This is a genomic window from Paenibacillus sp. CB74, from assembly GCF_055687625.1.
In genome coordinates this window covers 3404366-3420480 of record NZ_CM146009.1, presented here as the reverse complement: position 1 = coordinate 3420480, position 16115 = coordinate 3404366, and the positions used below count along the sequence as shown (strand labels likewise).

Genomic DNA, 16115 nt, shown 5'->3' with positions numbered 1-16115 from the left:
ATGACAGTGGTGACATACAAGATAGGAGATGGACAGCAACGGATGCAGACAGAGAATGATAGAAATGAAGAAACGAAGGAAAAAAGAATATCAATATCCGGTGCATATGATCCCGTGGCTCTCATTACAGGCACATCCAGTGGCTTCGGTATGTTAACGGCCATTACTCTTGCCAAGCAGGGATACCTTGTTGTTGCCACCATGCGTGACCTGAACCGAAAAGAAGAGTTGGTCAGACTTGCAGGAGAGGCAGGCATAACAGAACGTTTGGTGTATGAGCAGTTGGACGTTACGGATTCTGAATCGGTGCAAGCAGCTATAACCAAAGTCGTTCTGGATTATGGGCGCATCGACATACTGGTGAACAATGCAGGATTTGCGGTTGGCGGGTTCATTGAGGAAGTATCGATGGAGGATTGGCGGCGCCAGATGGATACGAATCTGTTTGGGTTAATCGCTGTGACACGTGCAGTCCTGCCTGTGATGCGTGAACAGAAGCAAGGTCTAATTGTTAACTTGTCCAGTGTCAGCGGGTTGTCCGGTTTTCCGGGTTATGCTCCATATGCTGCCTCCAAATTCGCTGTGGAGGGATTCTCGGAAAGTTTGCGGCATGAGATGTCTTCGTTCGGCGTTCGCGTGGTATTGGTTGAGCCAGGCGCTTATCGTACGCCAATCTGGAATAAAGGTTTGGGTGAGATTCACCGGAGCGAGGACTCTCCGTATAAGCATAAGCTGGATGCGGTCCTTCGTTATTCCCAACATGCAAGCGAGACGGCACCTGACCCACAGGAGGTAGCAGATCTGATCGGACGAATTGCACGGATGCGTGCACCAAAGCTTCGATATGCGCTGGGCAAAGGATCGCGTGTGCTGATCATAGGTAAAGCATTGCTACCGTGGAAGTGGCTGGAATGGATCATTGCCCGTGGTTTAAAATAGAGATTATATACTTCAGTATCCATTCACAATTGCGGCTATTTCCTAGAGAGGGGTGGATTCGTGTTTGAAATCATTGTTGTTATTCTGCTTCTTGTGATTGTGGGCTTGCTCTTGCGAATCAACAGCAAGCTGCCGGAACGTGATTGGGTGAAGGAAGCGATGGAACGGGATCGGAATCAAAAACATAACCAGAGTTCTCCAAATTAAAATAAGCGGAGGTTGCCAATGAAAATTGCATTCGTTTTGTTTGATGGACTGACTTTCCTTGATTTTGCTGGGTTTTATGATGTGATCAATCGGTTGAATTTTTTTGAACAAACCAAAGGAACAACATGGGAAACCTGTGCAATGACAGATCAGGTCACGGATGAGTCTGGTTTAACGATGAAGGTGGATCGAGTGAAGCCTGACCTGTCGGAATATGATCTCGTGTTTGTCCCTGGAGGCATGGGAACACGTAAGCTGCGATACGACGAGGCATTTGTAGGCTGGTTGAAACAAGCGGAGTCTGTTCCTTTGAAGGTATCCGTGTGCACAGGCTCTCTTCTGCTGGGTGCGGCTGGATTTTTGTCTGGTAAAAGAGCGACGACACATCCGTATACCTATGATCTGCTTCAGCCGTACGTTGCTGAGGTCATTCAGAGCCGGATCGTGCGGGATGGAAACGTAATTACAGCCGGTGGAGTAGCCACGTCCATTGATCTGGGAATTTATGTTGTTGGGTTGCTTGCAGGACAGGAAGCGGCAGCAAATGTGAAACTCCAGATCGATTATCCTTATGAAATGGAGGGAGTGGTCGAAGAATGAACGAAAATGGAAAGCAAGAAACCTATATCATGCGCAATATTAAGCGGGATGAAGCAGATGTATACTGGCCGTTTCGACTGGAAGCATTGAAAACACATCCTGAAGCCTTCGGGGCTTCCTTTGAATTATCCATTCGGATTCCCATGAATGAAGTGCAGGAACGCATACATAACGAGCCCGACGATTATATCCTGGGCGCATATACAACAGAAGGAACACTCGCGGGAATGATGGGTTTCAAGAGAGAATATGGCCTGAAGCTCAGGCACAAAGGCATAATCTGGGGCGTCTATGTTGCTCCGCCATATCGGGGAAACGGTCTGGCATCGCAATTGCTCCAGGAAGTCTTGGAACGGGGAAGATATCTGGAAGGCATCAAGCAAATTAATCTGAGTGTGGTAACGACGAATGAATCAGCCAGACGCTTATACGAGCGATATGGATTTGAAGTGTATGGCATTGAGCGTAACGCACTGGAGGTCCATGGTCAGGGATATGATGAGGCGCATATGAATTACTTTTATACGTAGCATTCAATATGAAGAAGATATCACAGCAGGAGGTGTCCTATGACAGGTCAAGTTGAACTTGAGATCGACGGTATTTCCTTTGTCTTGAAAGAGTCTCACTCATTTGATTGGTTACGGCCCTTGGGTACGGTCTTTCGCGTATTCGATCAGCAGGATTCAGGAAATCTCTCCTTCGGTATCGTGCAAAAGGATGGAAAGAGGTTGTTCGTAAAGTATGCGGGAGCACTTACCATTCATGCGAATCATACGGGAAGTCCCCCGAAAGCCATTCGTAATCTGAAATCATCTGTTTCCGTCTATGAAGATTTGAAGCATGACACGTTGATCCGACTAACGGATCATTTTGCAACGGAGCAAGGGTATGTCTGTGTATTCGATTGGGTGGAGGGGGAGAATCTTCATAACCACTGGAAATTTCCGCCTCCGGCCAAATATGAAGATCCTCGTTCCCCCTACTATCAGTTCAGACAACTTCCGGTGAAGACAAGGATTGGCGCGATGGAGCAGATTCTTGATTTTCATATCGAGGTGGAGCGGAGAGGGTATGTGGCTGTTGATCTGTATGACGGCAGTCTGATCTATGATTTTGACAAGTACGTCATGAAAATTTGTGATATAGACTTGTATCGGAAGGGCTCTTTTACCAATACCATGGGGCGTATGTGGGGATCTTCCCGTTTCATGTCTCCAGAGGAATTCGAGCTGGGTGCACTCATAGATGCGGTTACCAATGTATTCAATATGGGAGCCATGGCATTCGCGCTGCTGGGTGGGGAGAAAGACCATTCATATGATAGATGGGGTGCCGGAGAGGCTTTATATCAGGTTGTGATACGTGCAGTCAGCGCAGATCGGTCCCAGCGGTATGCATCGATTGCAGAACTCGGTGAGGCATGGAAAGAAGCTGCAATGCAAAGGTAAGGAGCGCGTATACGAATTATTCGCAAATATGCAAAATCCATTCGTATGTGTGTGATAAATACCGTATAATGGAAATTATTAAGGGGGTGCAGATGATGTGCAGATATGCCATGTCAGGACCATACAAAGACATCTATGCATGCTTCAATTGTCGCAAATCATTTAAACAAGTTTCCGGATACGACCTTCGCCCTGAAGTTGTGGAACAACTCGAATATAAATGTCCACAATGTGCTGCGTCTATGGTTAGCATGGGACAGGATTTCCATGCGCCCAAACAAAATGATAGCAAACAATGGACCAAAGTGATGATTCTGTATCGCCATGGTTATACCTTTCATAATTGTGGATGCGGGGCTGGATATCGGCCGTCAGATTTACGTGAATTACCCGATTTTCTGGATCAGCAGGAAGCAGGTAAAGGCAGTGAAGGCAAACGATTATTGCAAAGGTTAACTTCATAGTTATGGCTCCTACATCGAACCTGTCGTCTATGGAAATGTTGAAGATACAAGCGAGCACGTTATATACAATCAATGAGCAGCAGCGTCTATTAAGCATTAACGAGCCGGGTGGTGGGCAGGCTCCAGCCATATTTATCGGATTGGCTTCTGCCGGTTCACTGATCTATTACCACAAGCAGTTACCGCCGGATCTGATGGATGAATTGAGTAAGGAATGCGAGCTGCCATTGGATATTCCGAAATTGATTCGAAAGGTGCAGACCTTTGAGCCAGTTAACCATGTGTGGATGGGACCAGCCTATGTCTTTCCTGAGTCATCTGACGAATGGAATCGGCAGGTTCAGTTGATTGGTCAGGAGCAGTGTAATTTGCTGGCAGAGCATTTCCCTGAATTAACAGATCTCTTGCATGAAAAATGGCCTGTTTCGGCTTATGTTATTGATGATTCTGCTGTGGCAGTGTGCTGCTCCGCACGGATTTCCGAACATGGGGCGGAAGCAAGTCTCTATACGGCACCTGGTTATAGAGGACATGGGTATGCAGCGGAGACGGTAAAATGCTGGCAGTATCATGTCAAGGAACGTGGACGCATGCCAATCTACAGTACATCTTGGGATAATCTCGCTTCACAGCAAGTTGCCCGTAAATTGGGATTAATTCAGTTCGGTGTAGATTTCAGTATCACAACTGTGGAGTTGAGGAAGGGCTGTGATGTTGGATGATCCGCACTTTCCTACAAAAGGACCTTCAGTATGTCATTGAAGCGCATATCCGAATCTACCGAGATGAGTATAATTATGATGATAGCTTTGCTGAATTTATCACCCATGCGGTGAATTCGTTTGGTTGTTCAGGCAATCACGCGAGGGAGATGTTATGGGTTATGGAGTTAGATCAGACAGCTTCCGGTTGCGTTAACTCGTTGTTGAAAGGAGTGGTCCAGTGAATCGCAGAAGATGGATTCTGGGTTTGTTATCTGGATGTATTGCACTGACGGTAGCGGCGTGCTCGACTCAGACGGAAGAACAAGTATTATCAGCAACGATTGAAAGCAACCTGCAGCAGATGGTTAGTGACCCTGTCCTGCTGACCAGCAGCAATCCCAATGAATACATTGCTGGTAACCCGGAGGTTTACAAGGACATCTTGCATACGGGTAAGGAAGGACTTCTTCTCCTGTTACAGCAACTCGAATCCAGTCCGGAGAACGGTCTTAAGGAATGGATCATGGCTCAGGCAAGTAGCGAAATGCTTGGAGAGCACAACCCTGTAGAGGCGTGGCATAGTGGCAAGGACTGGCTCAGACAGTATAAAATAAACGTAGAATAACGGTTCATCATCATCCCTAGTATCTGACTTAGCGGAAATAATGGAGGTGACGGAATCGATTCTGAAGAAGCGATAGCGTTCGCCTTTGTCTCCGAAGAACGATCCGTAACCGGAATGGTTCCCGCAAGTCGTCAAGCACTGTAGTGTGTGATGAGCCGGAAGTACAAACCTCACCTCCAGTCAGCATGAGCAGCATTGAGAGGTTCTTGGAACCCGAAATAATACATTATAGAGGTGAAATCCTTGAATAAGAAAATTGCTTTTTTTGATTCAGGCATCGGTGGTTTGACCGTTTTGCATAAGGCATTACAACAGTTTCCCGAAGAAAAATTCCTGTATTACGCGGATACCTTGCATGTCCCGTATGGAACCAAATCTGCGGATGAGGTGAGAGGACATATTTTTGATTGTGTGGAAGCCATCGTTCAGGAGGATGTCCGAGCAATCGTAATTGCTTGTAATACTGCAACCAGTCTGGCTGTTAAAGATCTGCGCGCCAAGTACGATATCCCGATTATTGGTATGGAGCCTGCGGTGAAACCAGCCGTGGAGATGAATCGTGAGAGTGGGAAGAGAGTGCTTGTATTTGCCACGGCCCTCACCTTGAGCCAAACCAAGTATAACGAACTGGTATCGCGTGTTGATGATCACCACAGTGTGGATTCCATTGCGCTGCCGGAACTTGTGGAATGGTGCGAACAGCTGGATTTTGATCCGGGCAAAATCGCTGATTATTTCCGGCTCAAGCTGGCAGATCTCGATCTTCAGGTGTATGGGACAGTGGTGCTTGGCTGCACTCATTATCCATTCTATACGTCCATTCTGCGCACGGTTCTGCCAGATCATATACAGATTATTGATGGCAGTACAGGCACCGTGAATCATCTGAAGCAGCGGCTTGGATTGGTCGCTCAGCATGGAGACAGAATTGGGGAACAGGTCACTTTCCTCAGTTCAGCAGGCCGACCGGAAGAGCAGGAGAAGATGTACAGGGCACTCCAATATCTTGAGAAGAACTCCATGTAGGTTACACCATAGGAGGTGATCGCTATGCAGTCCATTTATCTTATCCGTCACGCCAAGGCCACAGGGCAGGAACCCCATGCAGAGCTTACAGATGAAGGGATCAGGCAAGCCGAAAAACTTGCAGATATCTTGGCTGATCAATCCATTACGTATATTGTCTCCAGTCCGTGGAAAAGGGCTGTTCAGACGGCTATGCCGTTGGGCATGGCAACGCTGCAACATATACATACGGATGAACGTCTCCAGGAGAGGGTACTTAGCTCTTTGGATCTGCCTAACTGGATGGATGTACTGAAACGTACATACGATGATGTGGATTTGGTGGAAGAAGGCGGGGAATCTTCCAGAAACGCGGCTGCAAGGGGGCTGGCGCTTCTGGAAGAGTTGTGGAGCAGACCTGAACAGCATGGGGCCGTGGTTACACATGGGAACTTGTTATCACTGCTTATTCGTGAGTATGAACCATCCTTTGGCTATGAAGAGTGGGCCAAACTTTCGAACCCGGATGTGTATGTATTGGAGAAACAGCGGCCAGAAGCAGGGCAGTTCACCATTCGCAGAATCTGGACAGATTAAACAGGAAAAGAGTGCTCCAGCGATAGGATATCAGCCAGAACACTCTTTTCGTTTATTCATAGGGGATGCTTATAGGGCGGCAATCATGATCATAACCCATCCAGCCAAAAATGCGACTCCACCAAGTGGCGTAATGGCTCCCAGTTTGCGAACACCCGTAACACTCAAAGCGTACAGGCTGCCAGAGAACAGGATGATGCCGGCGAACATCAGCCATCCGGCAAGCATGACGAGTGAAGAGGATTCGAGACGGTCTGCCAGCAGCCCAATCAGGATGATCCCCAGCCCGTGGATGAGGTGATATTGAACACCGGTTTCATAGATTTTGATCATGTCAGCGGATAATTTGCGCTTGAGCGCGTGTGCGCCAAAAGCACCCAAAGCAACAGCCAGGAACATCATAATGCTGCCGAGTATAATCTGGGTTTGCAATGTGTTTTTCTCTCCTTTTAAGGGTAATTAGTTATAACATCAAGGTTTATTTTGCACGAGTGTTGTTTAGAGTTTGCGCAATTGAATCTGCCCAATGGAGTGATCGGCTTCCTTTTTCAGAATCAGTCTGGCACGCCCTTTGGTTGGCAAAATGTTCTCATGCAGGTTTTTGGCATTGATATCCTGCCAGATCTGGTTGGCGGTCCGCACGGTTTCTTCTTCATCAATATTGGCGAATCGTTGATGGAAAAAGGAATCCGTGTCTTGGAATGCCGTATTGCGGAGCAGCTTGAAACGCTCAACGTACCAGTGTCTTATATGCTCTTCTTCTGCGTCAATGTAGATGGAGAAATCGAAGAAATCACTAACCAGCAAAGGCGTTTCTTTTTTGACCTGAAGTACATTAATGCCTTCAATTATGAGAATATCCGGTTGACAGATCTGCACCTCTTCTCCTTGAATGACATCGTAGGCGAGATGAGAATACACTGGTGCTTTCACTTCGGGTTTGCCTGATTTCACATCGCCCATGAACTGAATCAGGGATTTGATATCATAGCTTTCCGGGAATCCCTTACGGTTCATGATGCCTTTCTCTTGCAGCACGGCATTGGGATATAAGAAACCGTCGGTTGTGACAAGGTCAACCTTCGGGCTATTCTTGCCTCGAGCGAGCAGTGCCTGAAGTAAGCGGGCCGCTGTACTTTTGCCCACGGCAACACTTCCCCCGATTCCGATGATGTAGGGGGTGGGGAGCGCTTCTTTTTTCATAAAGGAGGCCGTTAGTCGATTCAGCTCTCGTGAAACTCTTGCATATAGGTCAATAAAGTGGGTAAGAGGCAAATATATATCTTCGACTTCTTGAATCGATACCTCTTCATTCAATCCCTTTAACTGTTCTAATTCGGCTTCCGTCAGTGGAAGAGTGGTCTGATGTTCTTTAAGTTCAGCCCATTCCTTGCGGTTAAACTCGATGTAAGGAGAGTATAAATTCATGAGATCCCGCTTTCTGTATGTAATATAATTGTGGACACAACCTTTAGTGTACCAAATTTCAGGAAACTGACAACACCTTTACATTGTCCGTTTCATAATGCCTTTCGTGAAAATGGAGCGAAAACCAACTTATAGGAAAGTTTAACCCAATTTATGTTAAAGTCAACGTATACCATGCGGAAGGGTGACAGCATATGATCATATATGAGAGAGAGCATGATTTTGTTTTGACCGCACAGCATGAGCATGGATTAGTAGCCGGAGAGATGGCTTCCCACTGGAAGAAAGAATTACTAGCCGACGCTGCACATCGGGATGAATTGATTCTGGCGGCGAGAGAACATGACCGGGGCTGGATTGAGTTGGATGCTGCTCCGTTCTGGAATGATTATAGCCAATCACCATATTCGTTTCGGGATTTTCCTTTGCGTCCGCGTTTTGTATTCTACCATAAAGGGATTGAAGAGGTTTGTCAGAAAAACCTCTACGCCGGATTATTGTGCAGTTTGATGTATACGGAGCTATTTCAAAAGAATCTGGGTGCTAATGCTCAGGATGATGAAGACATCCGAACTTATCTCCAGCAAGAACACGAACGTCAGCTGAATTGGCAGAAAGAGCTTGGCGGTGATGCTGAAGCATTGAAACAGAGGATGCAAAGCGATGTGGAAATCATGCTTTTCTGCGATCAGCTCAGTTTGTTTCTATGTATGGAGGAACCTGGAACACCTGCTGCGCGTTATGATTTTTTTGCAGAAGGGCTTAGTTGCACGTTTGATGCCTGTTCCAGACAACCGATTCAGGCAGAGTGGTTATCCAATGAAAAAGTAGGCCTGTCTTTTTTTCCGTTTGATGAAGACTTTACGGTCGTTTTGCCTTATAAATCGGTGCCGAAGGCAAGTATCCGCAAATTTGGTATGCAACAGGCTTATCGCCGAGCTGAGTGGAAGGAACGTCGTGTGTTAATTACGGATTTGAACTGAGAACTGGAAACGCCAAGCTAGGGGAATGAGCAACATAGAATATCACAAAACAGGCGGGCTTCTGATGTACAGGGTGTCCGCCTTTCGTATGCATATATATCATCATGGAATGTACTGTGAGATCAGTGAAATTACTAATAAATCAGCGTGGGAATAAAGAAGGAAAACACAGGTTATTCCCAGAAATGTTAGTGTACAGCAGAGAAGTGCATGTTAGCAGGAGGACGAATATGAACACCAGAATAGAGATATTAACGATGTGTATGGTATGGGACAAAGTGAATGATCAGGTGTTATTAATGAATCGGCCGGATCGCAAAGGATTTCCGGGATACATCGCTCCTGGGGGAAAGGTAGACTTTCCGGAGAGCATTGTGGATGGTGCTGTGCGGGAGGTTCTGGAGGAGACGGGTTTAACGGTCAATGAGATTACGTATAAAGGACTCGATGAATTCTGTGATCCCGAACAAGGATTACGTTACATGGTATTCAACTATTTGGCGACTTCATTCGAGGGACAATTATTGCAGAATCCGCCCGAAGGCGAACTGTTATGGGTGCCTATGAAGCGGGTGTCCGAGCTGCCTATGCAGGACTGGTTCGCTGAACGTCTCCCACGATTTTTCCAAAAGGGTACGTTTGAGCGGAGTGTGATCTGGGAGAAGTCATCCGGACGTACGCTGCAAGAGACATTTATGTTGTATAGCGATTCCGCTCTTGAACAGCGTGGGGTTCGATAAAATCAACGTGAAAGGGAGAGAAGATCATGGGATACCAGCATGCCCTAGAAGGATACATTGCAGCGACGAATACACATCAGTTTCATGAAGTGAGCAAATGGTTATCGCCAGATGCCGTATATTGGTTTACAGGAACGTCATGCACTACTCCAGACGAAATCCGGGCTTATTTTGAGAACGCTTGGGAAACAGTCCAGGAAGAAGTCTACAGTGCTGAAGAGGTTAAGTGGATTACGACTAGCAAAGATCAGGCAGTTTGTATTTATACCTACCACTGGAAGGGGATTCATCAGGGAGAGCCGGCTTATGGAAAGGGGCGGGCAACGAATGTGTTTGTTGCTGGGCTTGATGGGGAATGGAAATTAATCCATGAGCATTTAAGCTTGGTTTAGGATAAAATTAATGCCTCATAATGTATCATCCATATCTATATATTTATATCCAAATATTATGGTATAATGAAGGTTACTATTTTTATGGGAGATGACTAGCCCAGGAGAAACAGTGTGTGTTTAATAGATTGAGTAAACTAGTTTGTTGAAGTAAGCATGATATATTTGTAGATTTGCCATACATAGGCTTCTGCAAACAGAACGAGAATGAATATTGTACGATGAAAAGGTGGAGATTGGCATGAAATTGTCGTTCCGGATTTTGGATTGGGAAGAAGAGCGACCATACGAACTTTTATTGATGGCTGATCCTTCAAAAGAAATTGTTGATGAGTACCTGAGTCGGGGTGTTTGTTTTATTGCTGAGTATGAAGGAGAGATGGTTGGAGAGTTCGTATTGCTCAAGACTCGTCCGGAGACTGCCGAGATAGTTAATATTGCCGTACAGGAAGAACTGCAGGGACAAGGTGTAGGCAAACACATGATTAAGGAAGCGATGGAAGCTGCACGCAGATTAGGCTGCCGGATTCTCGAGATTGGAACAGGCAACTCCAGCTTTCATCAATTGAAGTTATACCAACGTTGCGGTTTCCGCATTATCGGGGTTGATCGTGATTTCTTTGTGAGGCACTATGAGGAAGAAATTATAGAGGATGGTATTCGCTGTGTGGATATGATTCGTATGGCCATAGATCTGGATGCTGTTACAGAGGATGAAGACGAAAGGAAGAGTACTTAGGTGAATCGGTATACACATATTGGCGTATATGGCTTGGTCACTTGGGAGCAAAAAATTCTGTTGATTCATAAGGCACGGGGAGCATATCAGGGGCAATGGGATTTACCGGGCGGAAGGCTGGAGTTTGGTGAGCATCCAGAGGCAGCTCTTCATCGTGAGATTGAAGAAGAGACCGGCCTGACCGATCTACAAGTAATGATTTGTTCTGCGGAGTCTAAGGTTGTGGAATGGGTCCATCAAGGTGAGTCGGAAGAGCTGCACCATATCGGGATGTTGTACGATGTTGTTTTGACCGCAGCTTGTCAGCCGGATCAGATCAAAAAAGAACCCGATGGTGAAGATTCGTTAGGCGCGGATTGGTTTACACTGGAGCAGACTACTGATCTTTCCCTAACGCCGTTTGCAGAGTATATGATTAGTAAAAGAACACCCTGATGCGCATCATCAACTATATTGTTAACTCAAATTGGCTATATCCAAAGAAGCTGCTCGGATCATTCACGTCTGGGCCAGCTTTTTTAGTGGGTCTCCTGAAGAAAAAACCAATTATTTGTTGAATGTCATGTCAATTGGTTAATGTTTAACTTGACGGTTTGTTTTTGAACATAATGGACCACAATTCAATTAAGGAGGTAAAATGGGAGATCATATGCCTATTTTGTTATAATTAAGCGTTCGTTGTTCTAACCAAATTGCTCGATGAATTTTGATTCATCTAATTTATGCATCAATTGAGCTAAAAATAGGAAATGCTCCTGAGCGTAAAAGTTTATAGAATAGATATTAGAACACGGACTTCACTTGAAGAAGAGGAGAAAGTGTAACCTTCGAACGGATCAGGACAGTATTCGACATCTGTGCGACGGTATATACAATCATTGTTCTACTTTGATTTTGAAAACGCAGACAAACCTTGACGGGAGCGTCGGACTAACGTTACTACCACCAACAGCACGATTATTGGACTTCATGAAAAATTTCGCTTAAAATGTTGAACGAACGCAAATTACGGCTTAGTCAATGATTTCCGTCAAAAACTTATGACTAAATCAAGACGGAGGGAACGTCGATGACGATCGTGGAAGGCAACAAGAAGCCCTGGGAAAGTTACTATGGCCCCAATATGGGATACGTACAGGAACAATATGAATTATTTGCTCAAGACCCTGGTTCGGTTACACCGGCCTATCGTGAACTATTTGAACAATGGGGTGCACCGCCAATGTCTGGCAAGGATGCACGCACAACCTCGAATTCCGGCAACGCCCAATCGGCTTCCGGAAGCGTGGACATTCAATTATTACAGAAAGCGGTTACAGCAGGTAAGCTGGTATGGAATATCCGTACGTATGGTCATCTTGCTGCAGACATAGACCCGCTTGGAATCAGTGAAGATACAGATACATCTTTGCTGGAACCTCAGCATTTTGAATTAAACGAAGAAGATCTGAAAGCTTTGCCTGCTTCCCTGATCTGGGAAGGTGCAGATGGGCAGACAGCAACCGGTTGGGATGCAATCCAACGCTTGCGTCAGATTTACACTGGACCCATGGCCTATGAATTCAGTCATGTGCACGAAGTTCAAGAACGTGAATGGTTGAATCGCCGTGCGGAATCCCGGACTTCACCAGCTCCACTTACGCCGAAAGAACGTAAGGCTTTGCTGGAACGTTTGGTTGAAGTTGAGCAATTTGAAGACTATCTTCACAAAACATTTGTTGGACAGAAACGTTTCTCTATCGAAGGTAACGATGTGCTTGTACCGATGCTGGACGAAGCTGTCCGTATCATGGCAGAAGCCGGATCAAGCCACATTCTGATGGGTATGGCCCACCGTGGACGGTTAAACGTACTTGCCCATGTATTAGGCAAACCGTACAGCAAAATTTTCTCTGAATTCCATCATGCTCCGAACAAAGACCTGGTTCCATCGGAAGGTTCGACGGGAATCAACTACGGTTGGACGGGGGATGTCAAATATCATATGGGTGCCAACCGTTTTGTAAAAGACGGGGAAACTGTGCAGGCCCGCCTTACTCTGGCGAATAACCCGAGCCATCTGGAATACGTCAATCCGGTTGTACAGGGTTTTGCACGTGCGGCTCAGGATGACCGTCGTGACCCTGGATATCCGAAACAGGATGTAACGAAGGCAGCTACCATTTTGATGCACGGTGATGCCGCATTCCCTGGAGAAGGGATCGTTGCGGAGACACTTAACTTCAAAGCTCTGCCAGGATATCAGAATGGTGGAACCATCCATATTATCGTTAACAATCGTCTGGGTTTCACTACAGATAGCGGTGATTCCCGTTCAACATACTACGCAAGTGACCTTGCTAAAGGGTACGAAATTCCGATTGTACACGTGAATGCGGACAATCCGGAAGCTTGTATTGCAGCCATTCGTATGGCAGCAGAGTATCGCAATCGTTTCAAAAAGGATTTCCTGATCGACTTGATCGGTTACCGTCGTTACGGCCATAATGAAACTGATGATCCTGAAACGACTCAACCTATCGTTTATGACAAGGTGAAAAACCATCCAACGGTAAGCCACCTGTATCAGGATCTATTGAAGCAGGAATCGGTTATCGATGATGCGTCCATTACGAGCATTCGCGATGGAGTAACGAACAAATTAAAAGAAGCTTATGACCAGATGAAGAAAAATGAAGTACATGAATATTACCAACGGAAAATCAGTGAGCCGGAAGCAGTTACAATTACGCCTACTGCCGTACCATTGGAGAATCTGCGCAGCATTAATGCGGACCTGCTGAAATGGCCTGAGAACTTCAATGTGTATCCGAAGCTACAGCGCATTTTGCAACGCCGGAGCACTTCCCTGAACGAAGGGGAAAAAGTGGATTGGAGCCTTGCGGAGACACTCGCATTTGCAACCATTCTCGCTGATGGCAAACCAATTCGGATTAGTGGACAGGATGCCGAGCGCGCTACATTCGCTCATCGGAATCTGGTACTGCATGATTCGGAGAACGGAGCCAAGTTCTGTCCGTTGCATCACTTGCCACAGGCAAGAGCATCCTTTGCCATCTATAACAGTCCGTTGTCTGAAGAATCCGTTGTTGGATTCGAATACGGATATAACGTATATTCACCAGATACACTGGTCATCTGGGAAGCTCAATTCGGGGATTTTGCCAACTGTGCACAGGTTATTTTTGACCAGTTTGTATCCGCAGGTCGTGCCAAGTGGTCTCAAAAATCCAGTCTGGTGATGTTGCTTCCACATGCGAATGAAGGTCAGGGACCTGAGCATACAAGTGCTCGTCTGGAACGCTTCCTTCAGTTGTGTGCAGAAGACAACATGACGGTTGCCAACTTGTCGAGTGCTTCCCAGTACTTCCACTTGTTGCGTCGTCAAGCTTCGTTGACTGAAACGGAAGATGCCCGTCCACTTGTGATGATGTCACCGAAAAGTCTCATCCGGAATCCGCGTGTTGCATCACCTGCAGTGGAATTCAGTGAAGGCAAATTCGAACTTGTGCTTGAGCAAGCTGGGCTGGGTACGCAGCCGGATCGTGTGGAGCGCATTATTCTGTGCAGTGGCAAGATTGCCATTGACCTGGAAGATGCTTTTGAAAAAGATAAAGCAGATTGGTCATGGCTTCACATCATTCGAGTGGAACAGCTGTATCCGTTCCCGGCAGAAGAGATCAAACGTATCCTCGCACGTTTCAGTAATGTAAAAGAACTGGTATGGGTACAGGAAGAAAACAAAAATATGGGCGCCTGGACTTACATGGAGCCTCGTCTTCGCGAAGTTGCTCCGGAAGGCACAACCGTTAGATACGAAGGTCGCCCGGAACACGCAAGTCCTTCCAGCGGTTATCAGCTTGTGCATAGTATGGAACAGCAACAGATTATTACATCTGCGTTGAAACAAACGACGAAGAATAATATTCCACTGGGGAGGTAAGAGCTGTGAGTGAAATTAAAGTACCTGCAATGGGTGAGTCAATAACTGAGGGAACTGTATCCAGATGGATGGTTAAAGAAGGGGAAACCGTTAATCAGGGTGATGTGCTTCTTGAACTGGAAACGGATAAAGTAAATATCGAGATCAGCGCAGAAGAAAGCGGTGTGCTGGAGAAGATCATTCGTCAGGAAGGAGAGACGGTAGAGATCGGTGAAACGATCGGTACACTCTCAGCTGGCTCTGGAGGAGGAAGCGGTGCACCCGCTTCCGAACCGGCAGCGGCAGAAGAGAAAAAGGCCGCTACTCCTGCACCTGAAGCACCAACACCAACAGCACCTGTTGCTGCGGCACCGGAATCATCCGACAGCGCCAAAACGGCTTCACCGTCCGCTCGCAAGCTTGCACGTGAACGTGGTATCGAGTTGGATCAGGTTCAGAGCAAAGATCCAATTGGACGGGTATACCAGGACGACGTGAAGAGCCATAACAATCAGGCACCTGCTCCGGCAGCTCCACCTGCCAATAAAGCTCCTGCGGCACCAAGTGCTCCGGCAGCTGGAAGTTCTACTTATACCAAACCAGTGGAGCGTCAGCGGATGTCTCGCCGTCGTGCGACCATTGCCAAACGTCTGGTAGAGGCTCAGCAGACTGCAGCCATGTTGACTACGTTCAATGAAGTGGATATGACTGCGATTATGGATGTACGTAAACGCCGTAAGGACAAGTTCAAAGAGAAACATGAGATTAACCTCGGGTTCATGTCCTTCTTCACCAAAGCAGTTGTGGGAGCTCTGAAAAAATTCCCTACAATTAACGCAGAGATTGATGGCGAAGATGTTGTACTCAAAAAGTATTATGACATCGGCATTGCCGTATCTGCGAAAGAAGGACTGGTTGTACCGGTTGTACGTGATGCCGATCGACTGGGCTTTGCCGAGATTGAGAAGAGCATTGCGGACCTGGCATCCAAAGCTCGTTCCAACACACTGGCGTTATCTGATCTACAAGGTGGAACGTTCACCATCACGAATGGTGGAACATTCGGTTCCTTGTTATCTACGCCAATTCTGAATACACCACAAGTGGGTATTCTGGGGATGCATAAGATCCAGCTTCGTCCAGTGGCGATTGATGCAGAGCGGATGGAAAACCGTCCAATGATGTACATCGCGCTATCTTACGATCACCGAATTATCGACGGCAGTGAAGCTGTACGTTTCCTTGTGACCGTGAAAGAACTGCTTGAAGACCCGGAATCACTGTTGATTGAAGGTTAATCCATAACGTTTGATCAAGGC

Annotated in this window: 19 protein-coding genes; 17 read left to right on the top strand and 2 right to left on the bottom strand. The window is 46.5% G+C overall.

Going from position 1 to position 16115, the window contains the following annotated elements:
- From ACX9NY_RS15075 to ACX9NY_RS15030, 10 genes are all read left to right on the top strand, one after another.
- Nucleotides 1-939: an SDR family oxidoreductase gene (locus ACX9NY_RS15075; RefSeq protein ID WP_339240756.1), complete on the top strand. Its 939-nt coding sequence runs from the start codon at nucleotides 1-3 to the stop codon at nucleotides 937-939.
- 60 nt (nucleotides 940-999) lie between these two features.
- Nucleotides 1000-1146, top strand: coding sequence for a hypothetical protein (locus ACX9NY_RS15070; protein ID WP_339259969.1), 147 nt, complete (start codon nucleotides 1000-1002; stop codon nucleotides 1144-1146).
- Between the two features lie 18 nt (nucleotides 1147-1164).
- On the top strand, nucleotides 1165-1746 hold the full coding sequence (locus tag ACX9NY_RS15065) for a DJ-1/PfpI family protein (protein ID WP_339240760.1): 582 nt from the start codon (nucleotides 1165-1167) through the stop codon (nucleotides 1744-1746).
- Nucleotides 1743-2276 (top strand): GNAT family N-acetyltransferase, encoded by a 534-nt coding sequence (locus ACX9NY_RS15060; protein WP_339259972.1) that lies wholly within the window; start codon nucleotides 1743-1745, stop codon nucleotides 2274-2276. The genes ACX9NY_RS15065 and ACX9NY_RS15060 overlap by 4 nt, the downstream gene beginning before the upstream one ends.
- A gap of 39 nt (nucleotides 2277-2315) precedes the next feature.
- The gene (locus ACX9NY_RS15055) at nucleotides 2316-3197 is read left to right on the top strand and encodes a serine/threonine-protein kinase (RefSeq protein ID WP_472479151.1); all 882 of its coding nucleotides are present in this window, start codon (nucleotides 2316-2318) and stop codon (nucleotides 3195-3197) included.
- A gap of 92 nt (nucleotides 3198-3289) precedes the next feature.
- Nucleotides 3290-3661 (top strand): hypothetical protein, encoded by a 372-nt coding sequence (locus tag ACX9NY_RS15050; RefSeq protein ID WP_472479149.1) that lies wholly within the window; start codon nucleotides 3290-3292, stop codon nucleotides 3659-3661.
- Nucleotides 3662-3663: 2 nt separating this feature from the next.
- On the top strand, nucleotides 3664-4383 hold the full coding sequence (locus ACX9NY_RS15045) for a GNAT family N-acetyltransferase (protein WP_472479147.1): 720 nt from the start codon (nucleotides 3664-3666) through the stop codon (nucleotides 4381-4383).
- A 220-nt stretch (nucleotides 4384-4603) separates the two neighbouring features.
- On the top strand, nucleotides 4604-4990 hold the full coding sequence (locus ACX9NY_RS15040) for a hypothetical protein (RefSeq protein WP_472479145.1): 387 nt from the start codon (nucleotides 4604-4606) through the stop codon (nucleotides 4988-4990).
- Between the two features lie 243 nt (nucleotides 4991-5233).
- A complete protein-coding gene (gene murI / locus ACX9NY_RS15035) occupies nucleotides 5234-6016 on the top strand; it encodes a glutamate racemase (protein WP_339240769.1) in 783 nt (260 codons plus the stop codon).
- 24 nt (nucleotides 6017-6040) lie between these two features.
- A complete protein-coding gene (locus ACX9NY_RS15030; RefSeq protein ID WP_339259984.1) occupies nucleotides 6041-6592 on the top strand; it encodes a histidine phosphatase family protein in 552 nt (183 codons plus the stop codon).
- A 69-nt stretch (nucleotides 6593-6661) separates the two neighbouring features.
- Here the strand turns inward: ACX9NY_RS15030 and ACX9NY_RS15025 are convergent, their stop codons facing one another.
- Nucleotides 6662-7024: a DUF423 domain-containing protein gene (locus tag ACX9NY_RS15025; RefSeq protein WP_472479142.1), complete on the bottom strand. Its 363-nt coding sequence runs from the start codon at nucleotides 7022-7024 to the stop codon at nucleotides 6662-6664.
- 66 nt (nucleotides 7025-7090) lie between these two features.
- Entirely contained in the window at nucleotides 7091-8020 is a 930-nt protein-coding gene (coaA, locus tag ACX9NY_RS15020; protein ID WP_339259986.1) for a type I pantothenate kinase, read from the bottom strand.
- A 194-nt stretch (nucleotides 8021-8214) separates the two neighbouring features.
- On the opposite strand from coaA, the gene ACX9NY_RS15015 reads away from it, so the two are divergent.
- From ACX9NY_RS15015 to odhB, 7 genes are all read left to right on the top strand, one after another.
- A complete protein-coding gene (locus tag ACX9NY_RS15015; RefSeq protein ID WP_339259988.1) occupies nucleotides 8215-9003 on the top strand; it encodes a DUF3891 family protein in 789 nt (262 codons plus the stop codon).
- Between the two features lie 230 nt (nucleotides 9004-9233).
- The gene (locus tag ACX9NY_RS15010; RefSeq protein WP_339240777.1) at nucleotides 9234-9743 is read left to right on the top strand and encodes an 8-oxo-dGTP diphosphatase; all 510 of its coding nucleotides are present in this window, start codon (nucleotides 9234-9236) and stop codon (nucleotides 9741-9743) included.
- 26 nt (nucleotides 9744-9769) lie between these two features.
- Nucleotides 9770-10135 (top strand): YybH family protein, encoded by a 366-nt coding sequence (locus ACX9NY_RS15005; protein WP_472479140.1) that lies wholly within the window; start codon nucleotides 9770-9772, stop codon nucleotides 10133-10135.
- Between the two features lie 241 nt (nucleotides 10136-10376).
- Complete coding sequence (locus tag ACX9NY_RS15000; RefSeq protein ID WP_339240779.1) at nucleotides 10377-10874, top strand: GNAT family N-acetyltransferase; 498 nt, start codon at nucleotides 10377-10379, stop codon at nucleotides 10872-10874.
- The gene (locus ACX9NY_RS14995) at nucleotides 10875-11309 is read left to right on the top strand and encodes an NUDIX domain-containing protein (RefSeq protein ID WP_472479138.1); all 435 of its coding nucleotides are present in this window, start codon (nucleotides 10875-10877) and stop codon (nucleotides 11307-11309) included.
- 634 nt (nucleotides 11310-11943) lie between these two features.
- Nucleotides 11944-14817, top strand: coding sequence for a 2-oxoglutarate dehydrogenase E1 component (locus ACX9NY_RS14990; RefSeq protein WP_339240783.1), 2874 nt, complete (start codon nucleotides 11944-11946; stop codon nucleotides 14815-14817).
- Nucleotides 14818-14822: 5 nt separating this feature from the next.
- On the top strand, nucleotides 14823-16094 hold the full coding sequence (odhB, locus tag ACX9NY_RS14985; protein ID WP_339259994.1) for a 2-oxoglutarate dehydrogenase complex dihydrolipoyllysine-residue succinyltransferase: 1272 nt from the start codon (nucleotides 14823-14825) through the stop codon (nucleotides 16092-16094).
- Nucleotides 16095-16115: the final 21 nt, after the last annotated feature.